This is a genomic window from Polaromonas sp. AET17H-212, assembly GCF_002379085.1.
In the GTDB taxonomy this organism is placed as follows: Bacteria; Pseudomonadota; Gammaproteobacteria; order Burkholderiales; family Burkholderiaceae_C; genus Polaromonas.
In genome coordinates this window covers 20422-34896 of sequence record NZ_NBZW01000017.1, presented here as the reverse complement: position 1 = coordinate 34896, position 14475 = coordinate 20422, and the positions used below count along the sequence as shown (strand labels likewise).

General features: G+C 61.6%; 15 protein-coding genes. 5 read left to right on the top strand and 10 right to left on the bottom strand.

The window, feature by feature from the left end; all coding sequences use genetic code 11:
- Positions 1 to 164: 164 nt before the first annotated feature.
- The 3 genes from B7G53_RS13970 to B7G53_RS13960 all read right to left on the bottom strand — a co-directional run bounded on the left by B7G53_RS13970 (position 165) and on the right by B7G53_RS13960 (position 2680).
- The gene (locus B7G53_RS13970; RefSeq protein ID WP_096668680.1) at positions 165 to 722 is read right to left on the bottom strand and encodes a carboxymuconolactone decarboxylase family protein; all 558 of its coding nucleotides are present in this window, start codon (positions 720 to 722) and stop codon (positions 165 to 167) included.
- Between the two features lie 332 nt (positions 723 to 1054).
- Positions 1055 to 1729: a carboxymuconolactone decarboxylase family protein gene (locus B7G53_RS13965; RefSeq protein ID WP_255250016.1), complete on the bottom strand. Its 675-nt coding sequence runs from the start codon at positions 1727 to 1729 to the stop codon at positions 1055 to 1057.
- A 108-nt stretch (positions 1730 to 1837) separates the two neighbouring features.
- Positions 1838 to 2680: an AraC family transcriptional regulator gene (locus tag B7G53_RS13960; RefSeq protein WP_096668675.1), complete on the bottom strand. Its 843-nt coding sequence runs from the start codon at positions 2678 to 2680 to the stop codon at positions 1838 to 1840.
- A gap of 299 nt (positions 2681 to 2979) precedes the next feature.
- Between B7G53_RS13960 and B7G53_RS22525 the strand changes: the two genes are divergently transcribed.
- A complete protein-coding gene (locus tag B7G53_RS22525; protein WP_141396337.1) occupies positions 2980 to 3447 on the top strand; it encodes a hypothetical protein in 468 nt (155 codons plus the stop codon).
- A 304-nt stretch (positions 3448 to 3751) separates the two neighbouring features.
- Here the strand turns inward: B7G53_RS22525 and B7G53_RS13955 are convergent, their stop codons facing one another.
- The 6 genes from B7G53_RS13955 to merR form a co-directional block, all read right to left on the bottom strand.
- The gene (locus tag B7G53_RS13955; RefSeq protein WP_096668673.1) at positions 3752 to 6880 is read right to left on the bottom strand and encodes an efflux RND transporter permease subunit; all 3129 of its coding nucleotides are present in this window, start codon (positions 6878 to 6880) and stop codon (positions 3752 to 3754) included.
- The gene (locus tag B7G53_RS13950; RefSeq protein WP_096668671.1) at positions 6877 to 8544 is read right to left on the bottom strand and encodes an efflux RND transporter periplasmic adaptor subunit; all 1668 of its coding nucleotides are present in this window, start codon (positions 8542 to 8544) and stop codon (positions 6877 to 6879) included. The genes B7G53_RS13955 and B7G53_RS13950 overlap by 4 nt, the downstream gene beginning before the upstream one ends.
- On the bottom strand, positions 8541 to 9827 hold the full coding sequence (locus B7G53_RS13945; protein WP_096668669.1) for a TolC family protein: 1287 nt from the start codon (positions 9825 to 9827) through the stop codon (positions 8541 to 8543). Before B7G53_RS13945 ends, B7G53_RS13950 begins: the two co-directional genes overlap by 4 nt.
- A 76-nt stretch (positions 9828 to 9903) precedes the next feature.
- Positions 9904 to 10302, bottom strand: a complete 399-nt coding sequence (locus B7G53_RS13940) for a hypothetical protein (protein WP_096668667.1) — start codon at positions 10300 to 10302, stop codon at positions 9904 to 9906.
- A gap of 46 nt (positions 10303 to 10348) precedes the next feature.
- Positions 10349 to 10495 carry a GDCCVxC domain-containing (seleno)protein gene (locus B7G53_RS23330; protein ID WP_303621656.1) on the bottom strand — a complete coding sequence of 49 codons (147 nt, stop codon included), beginning with the start codon at positions 10493 to 10495 and terminating at the stop codon, positions 10349 to 10351.
- A 68-nt stretch (positions 10496 to 10563) separates the two neighbouring features.
- Entirely contained in the window at positions 10564 to 11016 is a 453-nt protein-coding gene (merR, locus tag B7G53_RS13935) for an Hg(II)-responsive transcriptional regulator (protein ID WP_096668665.1), read from the bottom strand.
- A 71-nt stretch (positions 11017 to 11087) separates the two neighbouring features.
- Between merR and merT the strand changes: the two genes are divergently transcribed.
- Genes merT through merA form a run of 4 tightly spaced genes read left to right on the top strand, consistent with a single transcriptional unit; the run spans position 11088 to position 13855 of the window.
- Positions 11088 to 11438 carry a mercuric ion transporter MerT gene (merT, locus tag B7G53_RS13930; RefSeq protein ID WP_096668663.1) on the top strand — a complete coding sequence of 117 codons (351 nt, stop codon included), beginning with the start codon at positions 11088 to 11090 and terminating at the stop codon, positions 11436 to 11438.
- 15 nt (positions 11439 to 11453) lie between these two features.
- A complete protein-coding gene (merP, locus tag B7G53_RS13925) occupies positions 11454 to 11729 on the top strand; it encodes a mercury resistance system periplasmic binding protein MerP (RefSeq protein ID WP_096668661.1) in 276 nt (91 codons plus the stop codon).
- Positions 11730 to 11757: 28 nt separating this feature from the next.
- Complete coding sequence (merC, locus tag B7G53_RS13920; RefSeq protein ID WP_096668659.1) at positions 11758 to 12183, top strand: organomercurial transporter MerC; 426 nt, start codon at positions 11758 to 11760, stop codon at positions 12181 to 12183.
- Between the two features lie 25 nt (positions 12184 to 12208).
- Positions 12209 to 13855, top strand: a complete 1647-nt coding sequence (merA, locus tag B7G53_RS13915; RefSeq protein ID WP_096668657.1) for a mercury(II) reductase — start codon at positions 12209 to 12211, stop codon at positions 13853 to 13855.
- A 118-nt stretch (positions 13856 to 13973) separates the two neighbouring features.
- Here the strand turns inward: merA and B7G53_RS13910 are convergent, their stop codons facing one another.
- Positions 13974 to 14459 (bottom strand): DoxX family protein, encoded by a 486-nt coding sequence (locus B7G53_RS13910; RefSeq protein ID WP_096668655.1) that lies wholly within the window; start codon positions 14457 to 14459, stop codon positions 13974 to 13976.
- Between the last annotated feature and the right edge of the window lie 16 nt (positions 14460 to 14475).

Genomic DNA, 14475 nt, shown 5'->3' with positions numbered 1-14475 from the left:
AGTCTTCTGCGACGTTTTTCGAAAGCCTATGCCGATGGTAGAGCTGTGAACATCGACCCGGATCAGGATTTGGCAGCATGATTGCCTCTGCGCACGTGCGTCGTTATTGACCAAGGTGGGCATCCTGCCGGAATCGTCTTTTGAGTCGATTACTTTACAGTCGGCTATGAATTTCCTGGTGGATCAAGCATGGCGAGCAGCGGTGAATAGCCCTGACTCCAGAGCGCCTTGCCGCGCTCCACGAAGATCCCAGGCGAGCCTTTGACCCCGTGCCCCTCGACAAGGCGGTTCATAAAGTTGAAGAGGCAGACCGTCAGAATTGCATCATGCAGGTCGCGCTCTGTCCAGCCGGCTGCGAAAACCGAATCGACCAGCCGCTGCGTGGTTTTTGTTGGCGTCAGTGTCAGCACGCGCGCGTAGTCCAGAACGGGCCTGAGCTTTGGGTCCACAGGGGCGTTATTAAAGTCGGTGATCAAGGCCTTGATGAGTGATTCGGAGACGCCAAAGGCCTGTGCCGTTTCCGCGTGCACGCCGTAACAGTACTGGCATGCATTGAGCCCAGACACAAAAGCGGCAATCAATTCCTTTTCCTTGCTTGTCAGTTGAGAGTCAATGCGCAGCGCCGCACTGTGAAGCTCTAGCAAAGCGCGGCCAGCGCCGGAATTGAGTGCCAGGATATGGCGGACACCAGCGTCTTCTGGCAAAGAAGTGAAAAAGGTCATGTCGATCTCGTGGTTCGTCTATGGCGTGCTCAATCCCGTTTCCGGTGGCGTTACACGCACCTCGGTTGATTGATTCGGCGGTTCACCGGGCGTGCATTAAAGCCCGCGACTCTGGTACTCGGCACACGCCTAAACCTGACTGCGGATCCATTGTGTCGCCGAATCCCCGCATTGAAGAGCACGGGGTGCGAGGCGTGGGTGTCCATTCGAGCCATGCCTGTCAAAGTTGGTGACGTGCTGCTTTGCGTGTGAATCCAGCACGGCATTCAGTGACACAAACCGTCTCCAAGCCTGCGCTCGGGAGAGCGCAGGCTTGACCGGGGTGGCACGTCTCAATCGACACGGTAGGCGGAGAATACCGGATCAACTTCGGTGGCGAACGCGTGGTTGCTGTAGTTGCTGAGAGTCTTCACGGCAATGGCCAGGATGATGTAGAGCACATCCTTTTCGTGAAATCCCGCGGCGAGGAAGGCTTGCAAGATCTCTGCGGTTGGGCGACCCTGGGTTCTCACCATCTCCGCAGTCAACGCATACAACGCCGAAAGCCGGACATCGGCTATGGGCTGCCCGGCGCGGATGGCCTGCAGGACATCCGCGGGGACGCCCGATTTTTTGTCAGCAATCATGCTGTGTGCCGCGGTGCAGTAGGTGCAACCGTTGACCTGGCTCACAGCCAGAAAAACAACTTCCTGTTCGGCGGGCTTCAACCCCGACTCCGACCGGAACAGCGCATAGCCGTGCAGGTAGGTGCTTAGCACCGCCGGTGCGTTGACCATGTTGGCGTACATGTTGGGCAGAAAGCCAACCTGCTTTATGGCTTTGTCGAGAATTTCCCTTTGTGCTTGGTCTGCGGTTGCGGGGTCAATCGTGTGGAGGGTGTGGAGGAGGGGGGTTGCGGCCATTTGATGGGGTCCTTGCAATGGTTGACTGGTACCGGCGCGGATGTTCTGGTTGACACCGGTCTGGTTCAGCGAAGCTTCCATGCTATGTCGCAGCACAGTATTCATGGATACTGTCCGTCGCACTTTGATGTCCGTGCGTCTCAAAGAGGGAGATGTCAGTGGCGAGAGCGCCCCGCAGGGAGGCGCCCGGCGCTCCGTCCGCCGCGCAGACTTCTACGTGGCGGACAAGGAGTCTTTTTCTGCCATTCGCAGCCAGTGCGTCGGTGGCTGACCGATCTTTCTGATGAAAGCCCGTGTCAGAGCACTTGCGCTGCCGTAGCCAACCTCGATTGCCACATGCTTCAGGGGTCGGCCTGCGCGCAACATTCCTTGCGCCAGCTTGATGCGCCAAGAGGCCAAGTAGTCGGACGGTGTTTCCCCGGTTGTCTCCCGAAAATGCACTGCGAAGCGTGAGCGCGACATTCCTGCCAGAAGGGCCATTTCGGGCAGCTCCCATGCTCGCCCGGGGGCCTCATGCAGCGCGACCAGGGTCTTGGCGAGTCTCGGATCCGCCAGGCCGGCCAGCGTTCCGCCGCTGGTCAGGCCGTGGTCCATGCAGTACCTGAGCAGCTTGATCATCAGCAATTCGCACAACCGGTCCAATGCGGCCTGGCGGCCGCACTGCTCTACAAAGGCCTCTTCGTTCAGTAGCTCCAGCAGGGCATTCGCCCCCGGCAACTCGGCCAGCGGCACCAGAACCAGCGGCGGTAGCGAATCGGTGATCGGGTTATGTCCGCCGCCGCCGAACTGTATCGAGGCGCAGACCACGTCGGCGCCATCCCGGTCATCGGCGATCAGCCGGTGGGCGTCAGGCCTTGGCATGAACAACAGCGTGGGTTCAGTAATCATGAGTCCGGCGCGACGGCCACCGGTCAGTTTCACCGGGCCGCGCTTGATGAGGTGCACATGGCCGCGCTGGGTATCCCGCTCGAAGTTGTGGATACCGCAAAGTTGCCCGGTGTAAAAGACGCCGGCGCTCAGCGAAAAGCGGTGGAGAAGCAGGGAAAGTCGGTCCATGATTTGATATTTTCGGTAAAGAATAGATTAAAAATCATTCCATACGTTCCATTTTCTCCTGTCAGACGGATTGACGGATTGACGGCATGGCGGGGGCAGCAGCAGCAAGGCCTTGAGTAAATGACCACCCCGACTGAGATGCCTGCAGTTCGCCCGGAGCATTCCCGGTTTCCGCAAGCGGGCTGGAGGTGCAGGCCTGTCCGCTGGCGACGTTTGCCGGAAAACGGAAGACCAACTGCGATCCGCACCATCTGCGAAATAGTGCTTTCGCCGATGCACTGTCGGTTAGGCTATACACCATGCAAAATTCAAGCAGGTCCCGTTTTATTGACCTGAGTTCGGCAGTCGCCAGATACACGTTTGTGAGCATGGCCTTGCATCTGGTGTGGGAAGTCCTCCAATTGCCGCTTTACACGCTTTGGACGACCGGGACCCCAAGTGAGATTGCATTTGCTGTTCTTCATTGCACTATCGGTGATGCCTTGATTGCAGCCGTCAGTCTCACGGTGTCTGTGCTGATACTGTGGGCCATGGACTGGCCTAACGGAAAATTTCGTCAAGTTGCAGCAGCGACCTTCCTGATGGGTCTGGGTTATACCATCTACAGCGAGTGGCACAACACGACGGTCACTCTAAGTTGGGCGTATTCGCCAGCGATGCCAACGCTTTTTGGCATTGGTCTTTCTCCCGTTGTGCAGTGGATAGTCATTCCAGTAATTGCTTTATGGTGGGTGCTCCGCCGAACTCGAGCGAGCTGTAGTCATTGAACGGAACCGCAAGCCACGCTTCGTGTTGACCTCAGTCCAGCGTGGAGGGCTAGAACCAGCGCTGACCGTACGATATCCACGGCATTGCTGTCAGCGCGAGCCAAAGCCCGACGATCGCGGCGGCGCCAACGCGGCTAATAGGGTTGCCGTTGCCGGTGGCCAGCCCTTGAGCCGCTCGTTGTAATTGTTAGCTCCCAAGATGTGGCCGGGCCAGCCCTCGCGCTCCCCGCGTATGTCATGGTCTCGACCCTTGACCAGCCCGCTCACCGCTTTCTGAAAACGTCGGTGGCGGCCTGCATATTACTCATTTTGCAGCCGCCTTCTGCCGAATGAGCAGGTAGACCGCCGGGATCACGAACATGGACAGCAGCGGCGCGGTGATCATGCCCCCCACCATGGGCGCAGCGATCCGCTGCATGACCTCGGAACCTGTCCCCGCGCCCCACATGATGGGGAACAGGCCGGCCAGAATGACGGCCACCGTCATCGCCTTGGGCCGCACACGCAGTACCGCGCCTTCCTGAATCGCATCGAGCAAGTCGGCCGCCGTGGTCTTGCCCTGATCGAGGCGGTCCTCCCAGGCCGATTTCAGGTACAGCAGCATGATCACGCCGAACTCGGCGGAAACCCCGGCCAAGGCGATGAACCCGACGGCGCCGGCCACCGACAGGTTGTAGCTCAGCAAATACAACAACCAGATACCGCCCACCAGGGCAAACGGCAGGGTCGCCATGATCAGCAAAGCTTCATCGAAGCGCTTGAACGTCAGGTAAAGCAGCACAAAGATGATCAGCAGCGTGAATGGCACCACCACCTTGAGCTTGGCCGTGGCACGTTCCAGAAATTCGAACTGGCCGGACCAGGAGATGGAGTAGCCCGGCGGCAGCTTGACCTTCTCATTGACGGCCTTTTGCATATCCTGAACGGCCGAGCGCAGGTCCCGGCCTCGAATGTCCACATAGACCCAGCCAGACAGGCGGGCGTTTTCGCTGCGCAGCATGGGTGGACCGTCGGTGATGCGGATCTCCGCCACATCGGACAGGACCAGGCGCTGGCCGCGTTCGGTTACAAAGGGCAGGCTGCGCAGCTTTTCCAGCGAATCCCGGATTTCGCGGGGATAGCGCATATTGATCGGGAAGCGCTGCAGGCCTTCGACCGTCTCACCAATGTTCTCGCCGCCTACGGCTGTGCTGATAACCGATTGCACGTCGGCAATGTTCAGCCCGAACCGTGATGCCGCATCGCGCCTGATATTGACGTCGATGTAGCGACCGCCGGTCAGGCGCTCGGCCAGGGCACTGGTGACGCCGGGAACGTCCTTGAGCGCCCGCTCGATCTCGCCGGTCAGGCGGTCTATCGTGATCAGGTCGGTCCCCGCCACCTTGACCCCCACCGGACTCTTGATCCCCGTGGCCAGCATGTCGATGCGGTTGCGGATCGGTGGTACCCAGATATTGGACAGGCCCGGCACCTTGACGATGCGGTCCAGTTCCTCCACCAGTTTGTCCTGCGTCATGCCAGTTCGCCATTGGTCGCGGGGCTTGAACTGGATGGTGGTCTCAAACATCTCCATGGGCGCCGGGTCGGTCGCGGTTTCGGCGCGCCCGGCCTTGCCGTACACGCTGGCGACTTCGGGCACGGTCTTGATCAGCCGATCGGTCTGCTGCAGCAACTCACTGGCCTTGCCGGCCGACAGGCCTGGCAGTGCCGATGGCATGTAGAGCAAGTCGCCTTCGTCCAGCCTCGGCATGAATTCGCCGCCGATATGCTGCAGCGGCCAGAGGCTGATGACCAAAACGATGCCTGCCGCCAGCAAGGTGAGCTTGGGCGCGCGAAGTACCACCTCCAGCATTGGCCGGTAGATGGCAATCAGCAGGCGGTTCAGGGGGTTGGACTTTTCGTCGGGAATGCGGCCGCGGATCAGGTAGCCCATCAGCACGGGAATCAAGGTCACCGACAGCCCGGCCGCCGCCGCCATGGCATAGGTCTTGGTGAACGCCAGAGGGGAGAACAGCCGTCCTTCCTGGGCCTCCAGCGTGAACACCGGAATAAACGACAAGGTGATGATTAGCAGCGAGAAGAACAGCGCCGGCCCGACTTCAGCCGCCGCGTCGCCAATAACCCGCCAGCGCGCCTCGCCTTCCAACGGCCCGCCTGGATGATCGCGGCCCCAATGCTCAAGGTGTTTGTGGGCGTTTTCGATCATCACCACGGCAGCGTCCACCATGGCACCGATGGCTATCGCGATGCCGCCCAGCGACATGATGTTGGCGTTGACGCCCTGGTAGTGCATCACGATGAAGGCGGCCAGGATCCCCAGCGGCAGCGAGATGATCGCAACGAAGGCCGAGCGCAGGTGGAACAGGAAGATGAAACATACCACGGCAACCACCAAAAACTCCTCCAGCAGCTTGAAGGTCAGGTTGTCCACGGCGCGATTGATCAGGCCAGATCGGTCATAAACCGGCACGATTTCAACCCCTTTGGGCAGGCTGGTCTGCAGAGTCTGGAGCTTGGCCTTGACAGCCGCGATGGTCTCCAAGGCGTTCTTGCCGGAGCGCATGATGATCACGCCGCCGGCGGCTTCACCTTCACCGTCCAGTTCGCCAATGCCGCGGCGCATTTCGGGGCCGATCTGGATGCGCGCCACATCACCCAGGCGCACTGGGACGCCTGCTGCCGACGTCATTAGCGGAACGGAGCGGAAATCCTCCAGACTCTGCAGGTAGCCCGAGGCCCGCACCATGTATTCGGCCTCTCCAAGTTCCAGCACCGACCCGCCGGCTTCCTGGTTGGCTTTCTGGATGGCTTCGATCACCTTGGTATGCGGAATCGCATAGGCGGCCAGCTTGTCCGGGTCCAGCACGACCTGGTACTGGCGCACCATGCCGCCGACCGAGGCCACCTCGGCCACATTGGGCACAGTTTTAAGCTCGTACTTGAGGAACCAGTCCTGCAGGGCACGCAGTTGCCCGGCGTCCTGGGTGCCGCTGCGGTCAATCAGGGCGTACTGGTAGATCCAGCCCACGCCGGTGGCGTCCGGTCCCAGCGACGCCTTGGCCGCCGCCGGCAGGCGCGACTGGACCTGGTTCAGGTACTCCAGCACGCGGGAGCGTGCCCAATAGAGGTCGGTCCCATCCTCGAACAGCACGTAGACGTAGGAGTCGCCAAAGAAGGAATACCCGCGCACTGTCTTGGCCCCCGGTACCGACAGCATGGTCGTGGTCAACGGGTAGGTGACCTGGTTTTCAACAATGCGCGGTGCCTGCCCCGGGTAGGTGGTGCGGATGATGACCTGTACATCCGACAGGTCGGGCAGGGCGTCCAGCGGCGTTCTCATCACCGAGTACACGCCCCAGGCTGCGATCATCAGCGTGGCCAGTAGCACCAGGAAGCGGTTGACTATGGACCAGCGAATCAGGCGGGCGATCATCGCTGAACTCCCGACGACGGGGTTTTAGGCTTCGGCGCCGGCGAGCCAGGCTGTGGCGGAACAGGGGCAACTGGGGGAACAGGTGGCACAGGCGTGATCGAGGTCAGGGTCGGCTCGCCGTCCTTGGGCATCACAAACTCGAACTGGACCCTATCTCCTTTGGCGACATTGCGCGGCATGCCGCCGGCCGGCGCCCTGAACTCCATGGTCATGGCGCCCATGCCGGCTGTGCGCAGCGGGCCATGGGCCAGCTGGGCGCTGTCTTTGTCGATGGCAATCACCTGCGCTTCATCGGGGTGCCGGGCCAATGGCGGGGCGGGCTCGCTATTAAGCCGAGTCTCCACGCCCTTGAGGCTGGCTTCCGAGTCGATCAGGAACTGCGAGGAAACCACCACGCGCTGGCCCGCCTGCAGGCCGCTTTTGATTTCCGTCTGGCCGCCGCTTTCAATGCCGGCTTGGACATTGACGGGCCGGAAGCGGCCGTTCTCCTCGGCCAACATCACGACCGTGCGTTTGCCGGTCTGGATGACAGCTTCTGTAGGGATCAGCAAGGACTTCTCCGCCCGCATGTCCATGAACTGCATGGTCACGAACATGCCTGGTACGAGGCGAGATCCCGGGTTCGCCAATTCCAATCGAGCTTTGAGCGTGCGCGTCGCGGCATTGACGTCCGGCAAGATGGCTTGTACTTGGCCTTCGAAGGTCGTGCCTGGCACGGCCGGACTGCGGGCTTGCACCTTGGCGCCCGGGCGCAGCAGCGCCGCCTGGCTCTCGGGTACCTCGGCGTTGGCCCAGACCGTGGAAAGCCCATTGATGCGAAACAGGGTCATCCCCGCCGACACCGTCATGCCCTCGCGTGCCAGCAGCTCCACCACCACGCCGCCCAATGGCGCCGTGATCGTCGTCCGGGCCTGTGTCTTGCCGCTGGTCTCCATCTGGCGGATTTGCTCGTCGCTCATGCCGACCTGGCGCATGCGCTGGCGGGCACCGTCGACCAGCGAACCCAGATCATTGCCCTGCATGCGCTTGAGGGCCAGAAACTCTTCCTGAGCCGCCACCCAGTCTGGAACATACAGGTCCACCAAAGGCTGACCTTTGGCCACCGGATCCAGCGTGGCGCGCACATGCACGCGCTCGACATAGCCGATCGCCCGGGCCTGCACCGTGGCCTGGTCGCGTTCGTTGAACGCAATGTTGCCCACCGCCGAGACTTGAGGCGACAGCGTCCCTTCGGTGACCACTGCGGTGCGCACGCCCAGGTTCTGCTGAACCCGCGGACTGACGGTGACCTTGCCCTGGTCGGAATCGCTGTCGGCATAAACCGGCACCAGCATCATGTCCATGAACGGGGACTTGGCGGGTTTGTCGAACTTGTTGCCGGGCACCATGGGATCCTGGTAGTACAGGATCTTGCGGCCACTGACCGGATCGGTATCGCCCGCCTTGAGGCCAGTGCTGATGTGGCGACGGGTAGCTTCTTCGCCCTCGGCGATGTTTTGGGGCCCGGCGGTGGCCGCGGCCGCTGGAGTTGGCGGCGCTCCACCCGGCGGGGCGACTGCAGCCATGTTGCTGCCGTTTTTCATGCCTAGGGCGTACAGGCCATAGCCTGCGGCGCCCAGTACGGCGGCGGCGATCAGCGCGGCAATCAGGTGTTTCTTGTTCATGGCTGTTCCTTGGCTTGTGCCGGCATGCTGTGTTCGGGGATGAGGAAGTTGAGCTGGGCCCAGGAGCGCGCGGTATCCATCTCTAGCGTCAGGGCCTGCATACGGGTGTCGAGCTCATCGCGGCGCGCGGTCAATGCCACTGCCAGGTCGCTTTTGCCCGTGCGGTAGCTGGTCAGTGCGGCCTCGGTGCGCTGCCGGGCTGTGGGGATCAACTCATTGCGGTACCGGGCTAACCGATCCTTGCCTGTTTGCCAGTCGTTCAGCCAGCCACGGACCTCGGCCTCATGGTTGCGCAGCGCTTCTTCGTAACGGGCCTTGGCTTCGTCGACCAGGGCCAACTTGGCGGCCAGCTCGCGGTTCTGGCGGTTCTTCTGATCCCACTGCAATGGGATGGAGACGCCGATGGAGATCATGTTGGAGTAAGTCGGGCCGCGCTGAGCGTAGCTCGCCTCCACACTGATGTCTGGCTTCTTATTAGCCTGGGCCAGCCGGACTTCAGTTTCAGCGGAATCAATCTCGGCGCTTATTATCAGCAGATCAGGATGCCGCTTAAGGGGTTCGCTCGAAATATCGCCCTGTAGCGGCGTGCTTTGCCATGGGGGCGATCCTGAAGTGGGTCGTTCCGCAGCAGAAGCGCCCACCCACCGGGCCAGCATCAGGGCAGCGCTGCGGGACTGGCGATCAATTTGGCTGAGGCGGTCTTGCAGCATGATCACTGCGGCGCGGGCTGCGAGCACGTCAGCCTGGCTGCCCCGGTTAATGCGAAAGGCGCTGTCGGCGGCTTGAACCTGCAGTCGGGCTTCCTCAATTTGTTGCTGCAACAATTCACGCTGGGCTTGAGCGTAATAGCGATCCAGCCAGGCCAACGCCGTGTCGCGCTGCACGTTGGCCAGCGTCAGTTGACGCTGCGCCTTCACTCGCTCGGCGTCGCGTTCAAACTTTTCCGCCCTGAGTTGGCGTTTTTCGGCGCGCGGAATTTCCTGCATGACGCCAATACGGCGCTGCGTCATGAAGTCACGCGTCAGGCTGCCGCGGTCCGGGCCGTCGGCCGGCAGGTTGTCGATGCCGAACTTGAGCACCGGATCCGGGAGCTGGCCAGCCGCCACGGCCTGTTCTCGAGCAGCGGCTGTGAGCGCCCCTTGGGCGACCAATTGCTGGGACCGGCCAACGGCAATGCGCTGCGCCTCGATCAGGGTCAAAGGATCAGCGGCCCACGATGCAGACGCCATGGCCACCATCCAGGCGGCAGCCGTGATCCGATAAATCGGAAAGGAAATAGACATAAAACCTCCAGAACACGAATAACGACCTGCCGATGCACGCAAAATGCATCAGACAGGAGCTAGGTGGTCTGGGAGGTCAGAGGCGGAAGCAGCAGTTCCGGATGGCGACAGGGGGCGCGGTGGTGCGCTGCAGATGAGGCGCCTGCAGCGGCGCCTCAGAAAATACCGGGAGGGCGATCTTCAAACTGAAATCGGCAGGAAAAGCGCTGATGGCGACGGGAGAGGACAGCTGATGCTTGTCGGCTGACTGATGACCCACTTGGCAATGTGCCTGGCACAGGTTGGGTTGCTGAGCGTCCATGTTGAGCGGCATGGCTTCGGCGCAGGGCGTTCCGGCTTCGGCCATGGTGGCCGCCTCGGCGATTTTTGATTCAGAGCCGGGACAGATGTAGCCTGCCACCGCCAGCTGCATGAACAGCAGGTTGACCAGTGCGAAAAACACTGTGATCAGGCGGTGGCGACGGTTTCGGGTCATGGGCTGAGTCTAGTGGAGATGTGACCCATAGCATTGAAAAAAGTTCTCAGCTGCAGCTATTCAACAAAAGGCTTCGGTTCCGGATGGGTGGAGAAGGCATCGTTCCGGAGGAACAAAACACGCAGCAGTCCCTCGCTTTTGGATTCAGTACCGCGTGGCACTGCTCACACCGATGGCGCTCTTCGGCTGCAATGCGCTCCTGCGCTGATTTTTCCTAAATTAGCATTGGGTAATAGGAGATTGTCGAAGATGCCCCGTTGTTCACGGGGTCGCCCCGGAATTTGGAGAATAAAAAACGCCAAAAGGCGCAACACCTTGCAGCGACGCAATCAGCGGGCAGGAAACGTTCCCTTTGCGCGCATGACAAGCACATACCAACTCAGACAGCACGGCCTCCATGCGTGCCAAGTCGGTCATTCTCTCGCGCACATCCTTGAGCTTGTGCTCGGCCAGGCTACTGGCTTCCGAGCAATGGGTGCCATCCTCCAATCGCAGCAGTTCGGCAATTTCATCCAGGCTGAAACCCAGCCGCTGGGCTGATTTCACGAACCGCACCCGCGTGACATCCGCCTCGCCATAGCGGCGGATGCTGCCATAAGGCTTGTCCGGCTCTGGCAACAACCCCTTGCGCTGATAGAACCGGATGGTCTCCACGTTGACCCCGGCCGCCTTGGCAAAAACGCCGATGGTCAGATTCTCCAACTCGCTTTTCATATCGCTTGACTCCGTACATGACTACGGAAGTAAGCTTACGCCATCGCATTCAGATTTGAAAGGAAACGCACATGGCTGAACCGCAAAATGGGCGCGGGGCGCTCTTCACCGGAGGGCTGGCCGCCATCCTCGCGTCCACCTGCTGCCTCGGGCCGCTGGTGCTGATCACCTTGGGATTCAGCGGGGCGTGGATCGGCAACCTGACAGTGCTGGAACCCTACAGCCCCGTTTTCATTGGCGTGGCACTGGTGGCCATGTTTTTTGCCTGGCGGCGCATCTTCCGTCCGGCGCAAGCCTGTAAACCGGGAGACGTGTGCGCGATTCCCCAGATACGAGCGATCTACAAGTTCCTCTTTTGGGTCGTGGCCGCGTTGGTGCTGGTCGCGTTCGGATTCCCGTACATCGCACCACTTTTTTATTGACCACAGGAGCCCACCATGAAGAAGTTGTTTTCCGCCCTTGCCCTGGCTGCCGTCGTTGCGCCCGTGTGGGCCGCTACCCAGACCGTCACGCTGGCCATACCGGGCATGACTTGCGCCGCTTGTCCGATCACCGTCAAGCAGGCAATTTCCAAAGTCGATGGCGTGCAGAGGGTCGAAGTAAGCTACGAGAAACGGCAAGCCGTTGTCAGCTTCGACGATGGCCGGACCAGCGTGCAGAAGCTCACCAAGGCGACCGAGGACGCCGGCTACCCATCCAGCGTCAAGCGCTGAGCCACCCCGTCAACTCTGGCGAACCAGCATGAACCTTCTCGACTCCATAGGCAACAAGGCCGGCGGGCTGGGCTCCGTCGTGTCCGCCATGGGCTGCGGGGCCTGCTTTCCGGCGCTCGCCAGCTTCGGCAGCGCCATCGGCCTGGGCTTCCTGAGCCAGTACGAGGGCCTGTTCATCACTGTGTTGTTGCCACTTTTTGCCTCGCTGGCGCTGCTGGCCAACGCGCTGGGCTGGCTGAAACACCGCCAGTGGCACCGCAGCGTGCTGGGCATGGTCGGGCCGACTATCGTGCTCGTCGCTACATTCGCCATGGCGGAGAAGCTGCTCTACGTCGGGCTGGCCGCGATGTTCGCCGTGTCGATCTGGGATTTCGCCTCGCCCGCGAATCGGCGTTGCAGTGCCAATGGCTGCGCGCTTCCTGCCAAGCAGGCGGCGACGGATCGGGTCACTTGAACCAAGCCGAAATCGGAGGGAACTCATGACCCAATTGCAAACCAGCGGCGGGACTTGCGACGCCTGCGCCACACACGCGAAACAGGCGCTGGAAAAGGTTCCCGGCATGTGTTCGGCAAACATCTCTGATCCCCCTGGAACGGCGCAGCTGGCGATGACCGGCGACACGCCCCTGGCCGCGCTGGCCGATGTACCCACCCCGTTGATGGGCGCAAGCCTGTTGGACAAGGCTCTGGGCCTGCCGGGCGGCGGTCCCATGGCCATCGGCAAGGCGGGCGAGTTGCACGTCGCTGTCATTGGCAGTGGCGGCGGCGCGATGGCAGCGGCGCTGAAGGCGGCCGAGCAAGGCGCGCGTATCACGCTGATCGAGCGCGGCACGATGGGTGGCACCTGTGTCAACTTCGGCTGCGTGCCCTCCAAGATCATGATCCGCGCCGCCCATGTCGCGCACCTGCGCAGGGAAAGTCCATTCGACGCTGGTGTGTCCGCGTCCCGGCCCGCTATCGATCGGGGCCAGTTGCTGGCTCAGCAGCAGGCGCGCGTGAATGAATTGCGCCATGCCAAGTACGAGAAGATCCTGGAAGGCACCCCGGCCATCACCGTGCTGCACGGTGAGGCGCGCTTCAAAAGCGCCAGCAGCCTCGTCGTGCACTTGAACGATGGTAGCGAGCGCGAGCTGGCGTTTGACCGCTGCCTGATTGCCAGCGGCGCGAGCGCGGCCGTGCCGCCTATCCCGGGCTTGAAGGACACTCCCTTCTGGACTTCGACCGAAGCGCTCGCGAGCGAGAGCCTTCCGCCACGACTGGCGGTCATCGGCTCGTCGGTGGTGGCGCTGGAACTGGCGCAGGCCTTCGCCCGGCTGGGCAGCCAGGTCACGATCCTGGCGCGCAACACCTTGTTCTTCCGCGAGGACCCGGCCATCGGCGAGGCCGTCACAGCCGCGTTTCGTGCCGAGGGCATCGAGGTGCGGGAACACACGCAAGCCCGCCAAGTCGCCCATGTGAACGGCGAATTCGTGCTGACCACGGGGCAGGGCGAAGTGCGTGCCGACAAGCTGCTGGTCGCTACCGGCCGGACACCCAATACGCGCAGCCTGGCCTTGGAAACGGCGGGTGTCGCCGTCAATGCACAGGGGTCCATCGTCATCGACAAAGGCATGCACACGAACAGTCCGCTGATCTACGCTGCCGGAGATTGCACTGACCAGCCGCAATTTGTCTATGTCGCGGCAGCGGCTGGCACCCGTGCCGCCATCAACATGACCGGTGGCGACGTCGCGCTCGAACTGAGCGCTATGCCTGCGGTCGTCTTCACCGACCCGCAAGTGGCCACGGTGGGTTTGAGCGAGGCCGAGGCCCGCCAGCAGGGCATCGAGACCGACAGCCGTACGCTGAGCCTGGACAACGTGCCGCGCGCGCTGGCCAACTTTGACACCCGCGGCTTCATCAAGCTGGTGGCTGAAATTGGCTCGGGGCGGTTGATCGGCGTGCAGGCGGTCGCGCCGGATGCCGGCGAGCTGATCCAGACGGCCGTGTTGGCCATCCACTCGCGCATGACCGTGCAGGATCTGGCCAACCAGTTGTTTCCCTACCTGACGATGGTCGAGGGCTTGAAGCTCTGCGCGCAGACCTTCAACAAAGATGTGAACCAGCTGTCCTGCTGCGCCGGTTGAAGCGAGCGCCTGAAAATGGAGGTTGATGGGATCAATGGTTGAAGCCTATCAGACGGCCTGAGTGACAAGATTCGATTTTCGCAAGGCGTGCTACTCCGTAGGTTGGGTGGACATCCACTCAGTGAATGCCCAACGCCCGGTCAACCGAAAGACGTCCGGCGCCCCGGCCGACCAGATAAAGCAGCAGGGCCGCCCATGACAGGTGCGTTGGCCACGCGTCCGGATACACAAAGACCTGAATCACCAACGTCATGCCCAACAGAGCGAGCGCCGAATAGCGTGTAAACAAGCCCAACACCAACAAGAGCGGGAACAGATGCTCGGCATAGGTCGCCAAGTGCGCCGCAATCTCTGGCGGCAAGAGCGGCAGCCTGTACTCGGCGCGAAACAGTTCATAGGTGCTGTCGGTCAGCGTCAGGAAGCCCGCGACTTTGGTGCGCCCGGAATAGAAAAAAATCGCAGCAATGCCCAAACGCGTGGCCAGCGCCAGCAGATCGTGAGTCACCATGCGCGAAAGCCAAGCGGCGATCGAGTTCAAGCGAGCGCGAAGACCACTGTCGCCGGCGCCTGAAATAGTTTGGGAAACTTCAACATGGGTGCTCATGGTGTTCCTTCGCAGG

What these genes read in the sequence shown, in the direction of transcription:
- B7G53_RS13970 (WP_096668680.1), bottom strand. Translation starts at nt 722, where the DNA reads ATGACCTTTTTCACTTCTTTGCCAGAAGACGCTGGTGTCCGCCATATC.
- B7G53_RS13965 (WP_255250016.1), bottom strand. Translation starts at nt 1,729, where the DNA reads ATGAATACTGTGCTGCGACATAGCATGGAAGCTTCGCTGAACCAGACC.
- B7G53_RS13960 (WP_096668675.1), bottom strand. Translation starts at nt 2,680, where the DNA reads ATGGACCGACTTTCCCTGCTTCTCCACCGCTTTTCGCTGAGCGCCGGC.
- B7G53_RS22525 (WP_141396337.1), top strand. Translation starts at nt 2,980, where the DNA reads ATGCAAAATTCAAGCAGGTCCCGTTTTATTGACCTGAGTTCGGCAGTC.
- B7G53_RS13955 (WP_096668673.1), bottom strand. Translation starts at nt 6,880, where the DNA reads ATGATCGCCCGCCTGATTCGCTGGTCCATAGTCAACCGCTTCCTGGTG.
- B7G53_RS13950 (WP_096668671.1), bottom strand. Translation starts at nt 8,544, where the DNA reads ATGAACAAGAAACACCTGATTGCCGCGCTGATCGCCGCCGCCGTACTG.
- B7G53_RS13945 (WP_096668669.1), bottom strand. Translation starts at nt 9,827, where the DNA reads ATGTCTATTTCCTTTCCGATTTATCGGATCACGGCTGCCGCCTGGATG.
- B7G53_RS13940 (WP_096668667.1), bottom strand. Translation starts at nt 10,302, where the DNA reads ATGACCCGAAACCGTCGCCACCGCCTGATCACAGTGTTTTTCGCACTG.
- merR (WP_096668665.1), bottom strand. Translation starts at nt 11,016, where the DNA reads ATGAAAAGCGAGTTGGAGAATCTGACCATCGGCGTTTTTGCCAAGGCG.
- merT (WP_096668663.1), top strand. Translation starts at nt 11,088, where the DNA reads ATGGCTGAACCGCAAAATGGGCGCGGGGCGCTCTTCACCGGAGGGCTG.
- merP (WP_096668661.1), top strand. Translation starts at nt 11,454, where the DNA reads ATGAAGAAGTTGTTTTCCGCCCTTGCCCTGGCTGCCGTCGTTGCGCCC.
- merC (WP_096668659.1), top strand. Translation starts at nt 11,758, where the DNA reads ATGAACCTTCTCGACTCCATAGGCAACAAGGCCGGCGGGCTGGGCTCC.
- merA (WP_096668657.1), top strand. Translation starts at nt 12,209, where the DNA reads ATGACCCAATTGCAAACCAGCGGCGGGACTTGCGACGCCTGCGCCACA.
- B7G53_RS13910 (WP_096668655.1), bottom strand. Translation starts at nt 14,459, where the DNA reads ATGAGCACCCATGTTGAAGTTTCCCAAACTATTTCAGGCGCCGGCGAC.